Origin of the sequence: Paraflavitalea devenefica, assembly GCF_011759375.1 — a bacterium.
Taxonomy (GTDB): domain Bacteria; phylum Bacteroidota; class Bacteroidia; order Chitinophagales; family Chitinophagaceae; genus Paraflavitalea; species Paraflavitalea devenefica.
This window is the reverse complement of record NZ_JAARML010000001.1, coordinates 121389-134734: the sequence shown is the minus strand read 5'-3', so window position 1 is coordinate 134734 and position 13346 is coordinate 121389. Positions and strand designations below refer to the sequence as shown.

General features: G+C 48.0%; 11 protein-coding genes. 6 read left to right on the top strand and 5 right to left on the bottom strand.

Annotation, left to right across the window (positions count from 1 at the left end):
- Positions 1 to 59: 59 nt before the first annotated feature.
- Positions 60 to 1532, top strand: a complete 1473-nt coding sequence (locus HB364_RS00495; RefSeq protein ID WP_167285945.1) for an MFS transporter — start codon at positions 60 to 62, stop codon at positions 1530 to 1532.
- Positions 1533 to 1540: 8 nt separating this feature from the next.
- Here HB364_RS00495 and HB364_RS00490 read toward each other — a convergent pair whose 3' ends face one another.
- On the bottom strand, positions 1541 to 2248 hold the full coding sequence (locus HB364_RS00490) for a hypothetical protein (protein ID WP_167285944.1): 708 nt from the start codon (positions 2246 to 2248) through the stop codon (positions 1541 to 1543).
- 180 nt (positions 2249 to 2428) lie between these two features.
- Here HB364_RS00490 and HB364_RS00485 point away from each other — a divergent pair, with 180 nt between their 5' ends.
- The 4 genes from HB364_RS00485 to HB364_RS00470 all read left to right on the top strand — a co-directional run bounded on the left by HB364_RS00485 (position 2429) and on the right by HB364_RS00470 (position 9225).
- Complete coding sequence (locus HB364_RS00485; RefSeq protein WP_208419826.1) at positions 2429 to 4060, top strand: tetratricopeptide repeat protein; 1632 nt, start codon at positions 2429 to 2431, stop codon at positions 4058 to 4060.
- 208 nt (positions 4061 to 4268) lie between these two features.
- A complete protein-coding gene (locus tag HB364_RS00480) occupies positions 4269 to 6977 on the top strand; it encodes a TonB-dependent receptor (RefSeq protein WP_167285942.1) in 2709 nt (902 codons plus the stop codon).
- A 119-nt stretch (positions 6978 to 7096) separates the two neighbouring features.
- Positions 7097 to 8131, top strand: coding sequence for a hypothetical protein (locus HB364_RS00475; protein WP_167285941.1), 1035 nt, complete (start codon positions 7097 to 7099; stop codon positions 8129 to 8131).
- A 26-nt stretch (positions 8132 to 8157) separates the two neighbouring features.
- Positions 8158 to 9225, top strand: a complete 1068-nt coding sequence (locus tag HB364_RS00470; protein WP_167285940.1) for a phytase — start codon at positions 8158 to 8160, stop codon at positions 9223 to 9225.
- Here the strand turns inward: HB364_RS00470 and HB364_RS00465 are convergent.
- The 3 genes from HB364_RS00465 to HB364_RS00455 all read right to left on the bottom strand — a co-directional run bounded on the left by HB364_RS00465 (position 9222) and on the right by HB364_RS00455 (position 10888).
- Entirely contained in the window at positions 9222 to 9899 is a 678-nt protein-coding gene (locus HB364_RS00465; RefSeq protein WP_167285939.1) for an NUMOD4 domain-containing protein, read from the bottom strand. The genes HB364_RS00470 and HB364_RS00465 overlap by 4 nt on opposite strands.
- Positions 9900 to 10152: 253 nt before the next feature.
- On the bottom strand, positions 10153 to 10611 hold the full coding sequence (locus HB364_RS00460; protein ID WP_167285938.1) for a VOC family protein: 459 nt from the start codon (positions 10609 to 10611) through the stop codon (positions 10153 to 10155).
- A gap of 97 nt (positions 10612 to 10708) precedes the next feature.
- The gene (locus tag HB364_RS00455) at positions 10709 to 10888 is read right to left on the bottom strand and encodes a hypothetical protein (protein ID WP_167285937.1); all 180 of its coding nucleotides are present in this window, start codon (positions 10886 to 10888) and stop codon (positions 10709 to 10711) included.
- Positions 10889 to 11018: 130 nt separating this feature from the next.
- Between HB364_RS00455 and HB364_RS00450 the strand changes: the two genes are divergently transcribed.
- Positions 11019 to 11915, top strand: a complete 897-nt coding sequence (locus tag HB364_RS00450) for an aldo/keto reductase (protein WP_167285936.1) — start codon at positions 11019 to 11021, stop codon at positions 11913 to 11915.
- Positions 11916 to 11918: 3 nt separating this feature from the next.
- Here HB364_RS00450 and HB364_RS00445 read toward each other — a convergent pair whose 3' ends face one another.
- Entirely contained in the window at positions 11919 to 13283 is a 1365-nt protein-coding gene (locus HB364_RS00445; RefSeq protein ID WP_167285935.1) for an amidohydrolase family protein, read from the bottom strand.
- Between the last annotated feature and the right edge of the window lie 63 nt (positions 13284 to 13346).

Below are 13346 nucleotides of genomic sequence, written 5' to 3'. Positions count from 1 at the left end.
CTGGTGAATAGTGGTTGCCGGTTATTCTATATTGATCAAGGATGAACAGATTTTAACCTATGAATGTAAGGCCGAAGAATTCGCTCACGCCGCAGGAAGTGCAAACCGGTTTAAAACTGGTCATCACAGAAGGTATGGCAACAGAGGCCATGACCACACTCACTGGTGGGGCTTTTCTCGTAGCCATGGCCTTATTGCTGGGCGCTTCCAACCTGCAGATCGGGTTGCTGGCAGCGCTGCCCACCTTCACCAACATCTTTCAGCTATTGTCTATCTGGCTTGTCAGGCGTTATAATAACCGCCGGGCTATCAGTGTTATATGTGCCTTGCTGGCGCGTTTGCCACTGGTGGTCATGGGCATCCTGTCTTTCTTTGCACAAGGTTCTATTCAACTGCTCATCCTTTTTCTTTTCTTCTACTATCTCTTTGCTTCTATTGCGGGACTGAGCTGGAACGCCTGGATGAAAGACCTCGTGCCCGGTAATCAATTAGGCACTTACTTTTCCCGGCGAAGTGGTAAAATGCAGATACTCAATGTGGCATTAAGTCTTATCCTGGCCTTTACCATTGATTATATAAAAAGTACCTGGCCCGCTTATGAGCTGAATGCCTATGCCATCATGTTTATGGTGGCAGGTACAATAGGCATTGCAGGCGCTTTTATCCTGCTCAAAGTCCCTGAGCCTCAATCCTATCTTTCCAAAGAAAACATCTTCCTGCTATTTAAACGTCCTTTGAAAGATGGCAACTTCAGAAAACTGCTCCTGTTCAATTCAGCCTGGGTATTTGCGCTCAACATAGCCATCCCTTTCTTCACGGTTTACATGCTCAAGCACCTGGACTTTTCCATGACCTGGGTCATTGGCTTAACAGTCGTGAGTCAGTTAAGCAGCATTGCCACCATTCGTATGTGGGGAAGTTTTTCCGATAAATACAGCAACAAGACCATCCTGGCCATCGCTGCTCCTTTGTATATACTGTGTATCATCGGCTGGTGTTTTGTGGGCATCTATTCCCGCTTTACAGCCAACATCGTGCTGCTGGTATTCATTCATATCTTCACGGGCATTGCCACGGCGGGCATCAACCTTTCCCTTACCAATATTGGTTTAAAGCTGGCGCCTAATGAACACGCTATCGTTTACTTATCTACCAAGAACATCATTACTGCTGTCTTTTCTGCGGTGGCGCCCCTGATAGGCGGTGTGCTGGCCGATTACTTTGGCAACCGTTCATTGATCGTCAATGCAGTATGGGCCGGCCCAAAAGTCAATAAAGCCGTGCATCTTGTATCGCTGCACGACATGAATTTTCTGTTCCTGATAGGAGCCATTCTCGCATTCATATCGCTCGAATTCCTCATCAGGGTCAAAGAAGTGGGAGAGGTGGAAAAAGATGTGGTCGTACGCATTATGCGCAGCAGCATAAAGAACAACCTCAAAGGATACTTCTTAATTGGTAACCTTATATCCTGGCAGGAACAATTGTGGGCATTATTTAAAAAGAAACCTTCCGAAAAGAAAATAGTATAAGGGTTACCTCATTCTTTATTCAGCTCGCGGAATAAAGTGATCAATGCCTCTTCATTTTTAAGATTGAGCTTATTAGCCTCCAGTATCTTATTAATGGCATCAGCATATTCGGGCAATGCTTTCAGGATATCATTCTTATTCTTCTTGATCTTCTCAATTCTGTAATTCGGCAGAAATACATACAGGGCGTCCACATCTTCAAACCTTTTCTCTTTCGGCATATTCAGTTGCGAAAACTCGCGCAGCAGTTTCTGCCGGTACTTCAGTAACTGCACCTTGCCCTTCACCATCACTTCATAAAACGTTTCTCCGTCATTTTTATCAATGGGTGTATAGCCATTGCGAAACAATACTGCTGTATTGCTGTCCATACCCAGCCAGAAAGCCCGTATCGGTTCTGTAAACTCCAGTTGGGTTTCTTCACGCTGGAAATACACCTTATTATTATGCACATTAAAACGCAGGGGTAATCCTTTGGCTACTTTGCCATCCTTCAACTGTACAAGGCCAGGTGTCCAGTCATTGCTGTAAAAAGCAGTGCCCTGTATATCAGAACCATATTCCAGTACAGGACGGCCACTGATCGTTCTTTCAAACTGGGAAAGGTTGGAGCCTTCGCGGTTGGCCAGTGTCATTTGGTTTTGGGAAGAGCCCGGCAGGCTATATAATAGTGTGGATAGCAGCAGGGGCGTGCAGCAGTAATAGAACTTTCTCATATCCTAATATACCAAAATTCCCCGGGCAGGCCAATGTATATTTAAATCCGCCATCTGTGCAGGGTTCCCGCTTTATTAAGTTTGCGTTAAGGAATTATAAACACCCGGCCGGCAACTTACTTTAGCAGCCGAATTACCCCGAGGCTTATGCATGATGACCGGTTTACAACAATACTTCCTTTGCGCACACCACTTTTTTTATTGACTGTGCTGCTGTTTTTGGTAACCGGCGTCTCCTCTGCCCAGCAGAAACAATGGCTGTTCACCCTGGAACAAACAGAAGGGCTGGCCAAACGCAGGCCCGATTCGGCCTACGTGCTCTTAAAAGAACTCCTCGTAACGGCCAAAGAAAAGAACAACCTGCTGGTAGAAGCCATTTGCCTGCAGCAGATAGGACATATATTTTACAATTACAGCAATTTCACCCAGTCCATTGATCATCTGTTACAGGCGGAAAAGATCTTCCGCAGCCTGAATGAATCGGACCGGCTGGCCGCTACCCTCAACTATCTCGGTACGGTGTACTACTCCAACAAGCAATTGGAGCTGGCCGGCCACCAGTTTGCAGAAGCCTTGCGCATCAACATAGCCCGCAACGATAAAAAAGGACAGGCCCTTTCTTATGGCAATATGGGACACTGGTACGAAAAGAAGCTCATGTACGATACGGCCTATCAATACCAGCAAATGGCATTGGCCCTCTACCATGAGCTGAATGATAGTACCGGCATAGCCAAAATATTTGAGAACATGGGCAGTATCCTGGAGGATTATGCCCGTTTTGATTCGGCCCGGCTCTGTTTTGAGAAAGCACTGGCCATTAACCGGTATTACAACGACGCCATTGCACAGATAGAAATACTCAACAACCTGGGCGATGTATACCGGAAAACAGGTCATTACCAGCAGGGATTGGTCTATACCCGGCAGGCTTTGCAACTGGCCCTGCAAACCCAATCGCAGGATGAGTTGGCCAGCGCTTACCGCGACATGGCGAGGGGATTTGAATTGTTGGGGCAGTTTGACAGCGCCTACTATTATAATGAGCATTCCCGCAGCCTTGTGGCAGAGATCTATGCTTCCACCAATAACCAGCAGATCGCTTTCCTCGAAACCGTATATGAAGTAGAAAAGAAAAACAATGAGCTCGTCAGGCTCACCTCCCAGAGAAGGATCAACATCATCATCTCTGTCGCTATTGCACTCGTCGTCCTGCTCTTGATCGTACTGGGGATCGTGATCATCAGCCGCCAGCGGCTCAGGATCAGGAATGAAAAAGCCCTGAATGAACAGAACAAGGATATCTATGAAAAAGGCAGGGACCTCATGCAGGCGGAGATCCGCAACAAACAACTGGAAGAGGAAAAGCTGAAAACAGAGCTGGAGGTCCGCAGCAAAGGACTGTCTGCCCACACCCTGCACCTCATACAGAAAAACCAGTTGCTGGAAGAGCTGCGCAGCAAGCTCCACGAAATTGCAGAGGATGACAAGCGCGATCAGAAAAAGCAGTTGCGCCAGTTGGTACAGAAGATCAGCCTCAGCTTTAACCAGGACAATTACTGGGACGATTTCAGGGCCATCTTCGACCAGGTGCACCAAACCTTCTTCACCAACCTGAAGCAGCATGCCGATAACCTCACGCCCGCCGAATTGCGCCTCGTTGCTTTATTGCGCATGAACCTGAGCTCTGCCGACATGGCCACCTTATTGGGCATCTCCCAGGATAGCCTCCGGGTTGCCCGTTACCGCCTCCGTAAAAAACTCAACCTCGCCGAAGGAGAATCCCTCACTGCCTTCATTCAAGGGTTGTAACATTCTCTTAATCTTCCCGTAACAATTACTTAATGGCTGTTTTTGCATTACTCAACTAATTGATCCCAAATTGCTTGCGGCAATTTGTAACGCGCTTGTTGCCCCTTTGTTCACGCGCCTGGCAGGCTTGTAGCCCTTTTGTTAACGCCGGTTTCTTCGGTTCCTGTAAGCCCACCGCCAAATTTGCGCATCGAACAAAAACTGTATTATGATAACAAAATGGATCACCTGTCTTTTGCTCACCACGATTGGTTTCAGTGCCTGGGCGCAGCAGGCAATAATTAAAGGAAAGATCACTGATGTGGTCAACCAGGAAGTGCTTACCGGGGCAACCGTTGCATTGGCTGGTACCAACAACATAGCTGCTACTGATGTCAATGGAGAATTTCTTATCTATGCCAAACCCGGCAACCAGCAACTCATCGTTCGCTACCTGGGTTATCGTGATACGACCATCGCTTTGGAGTTAAAGGCCAGTGAAAGCCGCGCCCTTCACATTGGGTTGTCCAGTACCTATGCCCGGTTAAGCAGTGTAGTGGTCATGGGTCTATTGCAGGGACAGGCCAAAGCGCTCAACCAGCAGAAGAATGCTGATAACATAAAGAACGTTATTGCTGCCGACCAGATCGGCCGCTTTCCCGATCCCAATGCGGCAGAAGCACTGCAACGGGTGCCAGGCGTGAATATAGAACGTGACCAGGGCGAAGGCCGTTATGTATTTGTACGTGGCCTGGCGCCGCAGTTTACCAATGTGAGCGTGAATGGAGAACAGATCCCTTCTCCTGAAGCCGATGTACGGTATGTGGCGCTCGATGCCATCCCCGCCGATCAACTGGCTTCCATAGAAGTGAGCAAATCATTGACACCCGATATGGACGGCGATGCCGTGGGCGGCTCTGTAAACCTTATTACCCGTACGGCGCAAAGTAAAACGCCCCGCATCAATGCTTCCGTTGCGGGTGGTTATAACCACCTCATGCGTCGTGCCAATATCCAGGGACAGTTGCAATATGCACAGCGGTTGGGCAAAAAAGAAAAGCTGGGCCTCATGTTCAACAGCAGCTACTACCACAATGACCTGGGATCAGATAACCTCGAAAGGTCGCCACAGGACAATGAAGTGGAGCTGCGTGATTATGAGCTTACCCGCACCCGTTTGGGGTTAAGCAGCACCCTCGATTACCGGTTCAATCCCAGGCACGAAATATACCTCCGTGGGCTGTACAGCCGCTTTACCGACCGGGAGTGGAGAAGGCGTTATGTATTCAAGCCGGAAGATGAAGAAATTGAAAAGCTGACCAAAGACCGTTTTGAAGCACAGTCTGTTACCAGCATCAACCTGGGCGCCAAGCACAACTTCCAGACCTTCTTCCTCAATTACGAAGCGCAGTACGCTATGGGAAGGCAAAACACACCCTATGACAATGAAATAGGTTTTATTGCCGGCATTCCTTCCACGCTCAACTACAACAATCCGAAGTACCCTTCCATTATAGCGGATGATTTTACCGACAACACCGCCTATGAGCTCGATGAGGCAGGCTTCGGTCACACCCTTGCCAAAGACCGTAACCTTACTGCCAAATTCGACCTGGGTATTCCTTATAAACTGAACAACAACAATGGCCTCATCAAGCTGGGTGCCAAGATCCGCAGCAAGAAAAAGAGCTATAGCATTTACCAGGATTACTATTCTCCCATTGCCGACATTCCCACCCTGGATGCTTTTGACGAAGACCCGGTTAAAAATACCTTCATGGATGGCCGCTATAACCTCGGCAGGCCTTTATCCGTAGGCTCATTCATCAAATACTTCAATGCCAATCCTTCGGAGTTTGAAGCCGCCATCGAAGACAAGGCCATTGATGAAGCGCTGGAATCATACGATGCGCAGGAGGATGTATATGCAGCTTATATCATGGCGCGCCAACAGTTTAAGCATTTCATGGTGCTGGCCGGCCTGCGCTATGAGAAAACAAAGGTGAGCTACAACTCTAAAGATGTGATCATTGATGGCGTCGGCGACCTGCAGGACATTGTACCTGTAACCGGTAGCAGCAACTATGACTTCCTGTTGCCCCAGGCCAGTATACGTTACCAGCTCAGCCGCTTTACCAACCTGCGCGCGGCAGCTACCTTTTCTTATGCAAGGCCCAACTTCAGCGAGATCATTCCTTCACAGGAGATCAACCAGGAAGATGGCATTGCCACGGCCGGCAATGCTGCCCTCAAACCCGTCAGCGCCTTTAACCTCGATCTGCTGGCAGAGCATTACTTTGGCAATGTAGGCGTATTGTCTGGCGGATTCTTTTACAAACGCCTGAACGATTTCATCTATCGCCGGGTATTATTCAACAGCCCCTATCCTTTAACGGGTACCCCTTATATCAACAGTATTGATGTGGTGCAGGCGCAGAACGGCAACAAGGCCAATGTAACCGGTGTTGAAATTGCTTTCCAGAACAACCTCAGCTTCCTGCCCGGTGCGCTCAAATACTTTAGCCTCTACCTGAATTATACTTATGCCCATTCCGCCGCTACCCTGCAAAGCCGCTCGGCTGATGCAGCAGATCCCAATGCTACAGAAAAGCTGCGCCTGCCTGGTCAGGCTACTCATGTGGGTAATATCTCACTGGCTTTTGAGCGGAAGAAATTTAATGCCCGCCTATCCCTCAACTTCAATGGTGAGTACCTCAGTGAAGTAGGTGCTACCGCAGCCGAAGACATTTTTGTGAAAGACCGTGTACAAACTGATATCAGTGCCGGTTATGCTTTCAATGCCCACTGGCGGTTATTTGCAGAAGTGCTCAATATCTCCAATCAGCCTTTTGAAAGGTACATGGGCAATAAAGAACAACTCATACAGCGGGAGTATTACCGCCAATGGGGCCGCTTCGGTGTTAAGTTCGATTGGTAAATGGCGTATGGTGAGCCACCCCTGAAGGGCGACCCACCATACGCAAAGGGTGGGTCGCCTTCCAAAGGCGGCTCACCCTGATAAACAAATCCTTTCTTCTCATCTTTCAAACTATAAGTATGAAACATTCATGGATAAAACTATCTGTCCTGGCTGCTGTGTTATGCACCACTGCCTGCGACAAGGAAAATGATGACCTGATAACCCCGCTTTCCGGCGACCAGTTCCCGCAGGTGATTGTACTGGCCGACGAAGGCGATGGCGGCCTTGAAGATGAAGACGCTTTCAGCTTCAAGCTTACCCTGCTCGACAGGGTAGATACTTCGGGCGCAGCGCTGGGCGGCAAAGTAGTGCCTCTGAAAGAAGCAGTGACGGTTAATTTCAAGATAACAGACTTTGAAGGCTTCTCAAAGATTGCCGATTATATCAAGGGCGCCGAAGCATTCTATGAAATAGATGATTGCACCACTTCTGCTGATGAGGGTATTGATATTCCCTTGCAGTTTGATGTAGCTGCCGGAACAGGTACCGTTACCTTCCCGGCCGGTGTGGAGGAACTGGAAATAGAATTTGAAGTAGACGAAGACCTTTTTGATGATGACGACTTTAATACGGAAAAGCGCGAACTTACCATACAGCTTACCGGCATTGGCGCCAACAAGAACAATGTGCAGGTAAACAAAACAGCGGAGTTCACCTACCAGGTACAGGATGATGAGGGCATTTATGGTGAGTGGGAACTGGATGCGGCTGATCCGGTAGCTTTTGCCCGTTTCAAGCAACTCTTTGGTCTCATCAATGAGGATATAAAAGACCTGCAGGCTGCGGATGTGGAAGAGATTACCATGGAGTTTGAATATGGAGAAGTGAAAGCTGTGGTGGTATTGAAGGAAACAGAAGAGGTGGATGATTGCGGTTCGCCTTCTATAGAGAATAAGGTTATAGAAATTGAGGCGGAAATAGAAGACCTGGCAGATGATGAACTGGAAGGCGAACTGGAATTTGGGGAAACGCTGGAGCTGGACAATGGTTCCTTTAAGGAATTTGTATATGCCGGTTCCTTTAAGATCTCCGGGAAAACATTAACGCTGGAGCTGGAAGGAGAACTGGACGACGACGAAACCGGCGCCATTACACTTACTTTTGAAAAATAATCTCATTGAGCAATCATTCAATATACATGCGAACTTCTGCTGCGATCATTCTGACAGGCTGTATCATTACCATCATGGCCTGTAAAGCAACAACAGGCATCAATGGAGGCAATACGGACGATATTATAAAGCCGGTGATCATCACCGACACGGTACAACATGATACCGACGACCCGGCGATATGGATCAATCCGGCCAATCCTGCCGCCAGCCTCATATTAGGCACGGATAAAGACCAGGACGGCGCTTTATACGTATTCGATCTGCAAGGCAGGATCATACAAGATAAAGTAGTGTACAACCTGCAGCGGCCCAATAATGTGGATGTGGAATACGGATTGAACCTGCAGGGGAAACCTGCCGATATTGCCGTGGTCACAGAACGGTTTACCCATAAACTGCGCATCTATTCACTGCCCGATATGAAACCGGTTGACGGTGGCGGTATAGAAGTCTTTACCGGTGAAACCGGAACCGAGTACAGGGACCTGATGGGCATTGCTTTGTATAAAGACCCTGCCGGCAAAATATATGCAGTAGTGGGCAGGAAAACAGGTCCCCGCCACGGAGAGTACCTGTGGCAATACCTGTTGGAAGATAATGGGCAGGGAACAGTAAAGGGAACGCTGGTGCGTAAATTCGGTAAGTTCAGTGGTAAAAAAGAGATAGAAGCCATTGCGGTGGATGATGTATTGGGATACATCTATTATTCGGATGAGGGGTATGGCATCCGTAAGTATTATGCCGATCCTGCAAAAGGCAATGAGGAGCTGACTGTGTTGGGAAGGAAAGGGTTTAAGCAGGACCATGAAGGCATCTCTATCTACCCGGTTACCGACAGCACCGGCTATATATTGGTATCCGACCAGCAAACCAATCACTTCCATCTCTTTTCCCGGGAAGGCAGTAACGGCAACCCGCACCAGCATACATTCATCAGATCGGTGCACCTGTCAACACTTGAAAGCGATGGTTCCGATGTGGTGGCAAAGCCATTGAATGCCACCTTCGCCAAAGGGCTCTTTGTGGCGATGAGCACCGACAAAACATTCCATTTCTATCGTTGGGAAGACCTGATGGGCAAAGATCACTAAGGGTTCACATACTTCCACTTATACCCATTCCATTGTGAGTAGAGGCCTTTCGCTACCTGTATAATTTCTTTTTCACCGATACCGGTCTGGCGGGAGGCTTCACTTACACTTTCATATTTGGCAATCAGTCTGCCGCGGTGGTATTGCTTGATGGGCTTGCGGCGGGTATAGCCACCGTAAGTTTTGGGCCACTTGGAGCGGTCGGCTATTTTAAGATAACTATCCTGCCGGTCGCGCGTGAATACCCGTTTTTGCTTCTCGCTTTTCGTTACCAGCTGCAGATTCGATACTTTGTTATTATAGCCGTTGCCGTCTTTATTAATAACATACAGGCCGTCCTTCTGGTAATTGATCTTCTTATTGACAAAGGTGATATAGATCAGGCGCCTGGTATTAAAATAATGTTGTACGCCGTCCATGCTCAGGGATACCCGCAGGTCAATCATGGGTTCACCGGTCTTGATATTGTGGTTCTCGGCAATGGACTGGCTTAAGATGCGGCCTTCTACAAATTGTCGCCCCAGGCGGGCATGTTGTATCGTGCGGTCCAGCGATTTGATGCGGCCAAAATTAGAGGCCTGGTAAATACCTTCAAATCCTGGAATATCTTTCCATACTTCGTTCCGGATGTTTTTAATAGACTTATTCTCGTAAGGATAATGTTTGTCGGTCATAGTCAGTAGCTTAGGTTTAAGTAAACAGTCAACCCAATTTACCGGCAACATGGCGCGTAACATTCCGTAGTATTACTGATTTTTGGCGGCAGGTGTTTTTTTGTCTTAAATCAAATCTGTCAGGCTTCCTGGCGTATGCGTGGAAACCTGTAGTATTTCACCGCAGTGTGTCTGACCTGACAGGTTTCTTTATTCGTTGCAAACGAAACCTGTCAGGTCTAAAGGGACTTGCCGAAGCTTCATTCACAATCGTTTACTTATCATTGTTAATCTCAATCCAGTATCCATCCGGATCCTGCAGGTAAAGCTGCTTCACGCCATCCACCCTGGTCGTGACTGCCTTATTCTCTCCCTGCCAGTTCGAGTAGGGGATATTGTTCTTTTCCAGGCGCTGGATAAAATCCTCTATGGAGGGAACGCGGAAGCACAAATGGGTGCCCTTGCCCGGTACAATGATCGGGTCAGGGTATTCTATGAGGTGCAGGTGGCTATTGCTGGCAATGCTGAACCAGGTATGCCTGCCATCATGAAAAGGTTCAGGAATGGTATCAAGCTGTATGATCTTACTGTAAAAGGCCGTGCTTTTAGCCAGGTTCTTTACGGAGAGTGCAATATGGTTCAGGGTGGGTTTTTGAGACTGTGCAAGTATCGTAACAGGAATAGCCGTCAGCACAAAGCAGGCAAGGAGGCTGTTAATAATGATCTTTTTCATGCCTCAATATACTAAAAAAACATCGGGATACTGTGTAAGTACCCCGATGAATAACACCTGAAATAAACCCTATGTAAACCCTGTAAAAACAATCAGATTAAGGCAATGCCACCTTGGTTTTGCTGCTCAGCAGGTATACCCAGGCACTGGCAGATAAATAAGCTGCTACGGTGAATATGGCAGATAAATAATAGTGCGAATTGGTAAAAAGATGAAAGCTGGCTACACCGGCAATAATGGCAATGAGCGGCATCAGGAATGTTAAGATCGTTTTCATAATTTTATTATTTAAATGATTTGGTAATTGTGAACTGCTTTAATACATAGACCGGCAAACGGGAAGAAGTTTATTAAAGAAATCATAATAGGGCGTTATTCAACCGTTAAAGCGCTTTAACTTTTATACTATGAACTATCATATATTAGGTCAGTCTACACTGGAGGTCAGTGCCATCGGGTTTGGTTGTATGTCGCTGGGAGAAGACTATGCAGCTAATGAACAACTCATTCACCAGGCAATGGGGGCAGGCATCAACCTGTTCGATACGGCTGATATCTACCAGCAGGGACGTAATGAGATCATGTTGGGCAAAGCCATTGCGGGCAAAAGGCAGGAAGTGCTGATCGCTACCAAAGCAGGGAATCAATTAAGGGCAGATGGCAATGGTTTTGACTGGAACCCGCGCAAGGAATACATCCTGTCGGCCGTGGAAGAAAGTTTAAAAAGACTGGGCACTGATTATATAGATCTTTACCAGCTTCATGGCGGCACCATGGATGATCCGATAGCAGAAACCATCGAAGCCTTTGAATTGTTACAGCAGCAGGGAAAGATCCGCTACTATGGCATCTCTTCCATCAGACCTAATGTAATACGGGAATATGTACAGCATTCCAAAATAGCCAGTGTCATGATGCAGTACAGCCTGCTCGACAGGCGGCCCGAAGAAACCTGCCTGCCTTTATTAAAGCAACACAATATTGGTGTGATCACACGGGGAAGTGTGGCAAAAGGATTACTGATCAATAAACCGGCAACGGCTTACCTGAATTATACAAAAGAAGAGGTGGCGCAGGCTGCCAAAGCTGTTCAATCGCTTACCAATGATTTGCGGGACGCTACACAGGTGGCACTACGGTTTGTATTGCAACACCGGGCTGTTACATCGGCCATTGTGGGCATACGTACGAAAGAACAACTGGACGAGGCTGTAAAAACAATTGATTCACCGATACTATCTGAGGAAGAATCAGAACTGCTGCGGCAATCCATTCCTGTCAACTATTATGATCAGCACCGGTAGCTGTTATTTTTTCTCCAGCTTCTTTAACTCCTGTTCAATATATTCCCTGGACAGCCACCTGCCTGCCAGCGATACGCCTTCAATGTTTTTGACGGCATTGATATCCTGTAGCGGATTACCATTCACTAATACAAGATCAGCCACTGCTCCCGGCTTGATCACTCCTGCATCATCCCGCTTAAAGAAAGTGGCAGGATTCACGGTACCGGTGCGCAACGCCTCGTAAGGAGTAAGGCCTGCCTTTACCATATAGGTCAGCTCATGGTGCAGGGAGAATCCCGGTACATCAAATACCTGTGGGGCATCCGAGCCCAGCAAGATCCCTACGCCTGCTTTTTGGCAGGCTTTGATCAGTTTCCTGCGTACCTCCACATACCGCTGTACGTTGGCCGGGTTATAGTTGGGATTGCTCATTAAGCTCTTTTTTGTATTCACCCATCCGTTCAGGGTATTGGGCGCCATATAGATCATTTCCGGTTCCTGGCTCAGGGCTTCCGGTGTTTTCTCCGGCGACAACCACCTTTCCGCCAGCGCCTGCGTAGGCGCTACCCAGATATGCTTATCCCGCAGGGCATTCACCAGTTTGGGTATACGGGTGGTATCTGCCTGGTGCCCGGTAAACACAGCGAAAAGACCTACCTGCTGCTCGGTCATACTTTCTATACCGGGTATCAGGCTCTCTACAAACCCATCCATATGGTCAATGGAAGCATAACCGGCGTCTATAGCCCGCCACACACCTACTGCATACGATACATGCCCGGCAAAGGGGATCTGCACTTCCTTCGCCGTTTTCACAATCACATTGAAGTTATCTACCGTAAGGCCCGGATGTAGTTTCAGGAAATCATAGCCTGCGGCTTTCTGGTCCCTTACCATCTTTTCGGCAGTGGCTGCTGTATTGGCTGTCTGGCCATTGATGGAAGGGCCGGAGGTATACAGGCGGGGGCCAATGATCTCGCCGGATTGCAGCTTGCTGCGCAGCTCAAGGTGTCTTGGATGGCCCAGCATACCCCGGATGGTGGTGACGCCTTTCAGGGCAAACAGCAATACTACTTCCTTCATGGGCTCAATATTGTCTATGGGAGGTACATGGGCATGCATCTCTGCAAGGCCCGGCATCAGGTATTTACCGGTACCATCAATCACCAGGGCGCCGGCGCCATATTTTACGGTACGGGCATCACCGATCAGTGAGATCCTGCCATCCTTTATGATCACCACCTGGTTGGGCAATACCTGCTCCCTGTCCATAGGGATCACATTCACATTGCGGATAACAATTTCCTGTTTCCTGGAATCCGGCAGGTCCTGTGCCAGCAGGGACAGCGTGGATATCACCAGCAGGATAGGCAGTAATACTTTCATGAGCAGGTTATTTATTACAAAATAACCAAAATAGTGCCTGGGTGAACTACCATTAATCAAAAC

Coding starts and splice junctions, on each gene's coding strand:
- HB364_RS00455 (WP_167285937.1), bottom strand. CDS start 10,888: ATGAAAACGATCTTAACATTCCTGATGCCGCTCATTGCCATTATTGCC.
- HB364_RS00450 (WP_167285936.1), top strand. CDS start 11,019: ATGAACTATCATATATTAGGTCAGTCTACACTGGAGGTCAGTGCCATC.
- HB364_RS00480 (WP_167285942.1), top strand. CDS start 4,269: ATGATAACAAAATGGATCACCTGTCTTTTGCTCACCACGATTGGTTTC.
- HB364_RS00465 (WP_167285939.1), bottom strand. CDS start 9,899: ATGACCGACAAACATTATCCTTACGAGAATAAGTCTATTAAAAACATC.
- HB364_RS00475 (WP_167285941.1), top strand. CDS start 7,097: ATGAAACATTCATGGATAAAACTATCTGTCCTGGCTGCTGTGTTATGC.
- HB364_RS00490 (WP_167285944.1), bottom strand. CDS start 2,248: ATGAGAAAGTTCTATTACTGCTGCACGCCCCTGCTGCTATCCACACTA.
- HB364_RS00460 (WP_167285938.1), bottom strand. CDS start 10,611: ATGAAAAAGATCATTATTAACAGCCTCCTTGCCTGCTTTGTGCTGACG.
- HB364_RS00495 (WP_167285945.1), top strand. CDS start 60: ATGAATGTAAGGCCGAAGAATTCGCTCACGCCGCAGGAAGTGCAAACC.
- HB364_RS00470 (WP_167285940.1), top strand. CDS start 8,158: ATGCGAACTTCTGCTGCGATCATTCTGACAGGCTGTATCATTACCATC.
- HB364_RS00445 (WP_167285935.1), bottom strand. CDS start 13,283: ATGAAAGTATTACTGCCTATCCTGCTGGTGATATCCACGCTGTCCCTG.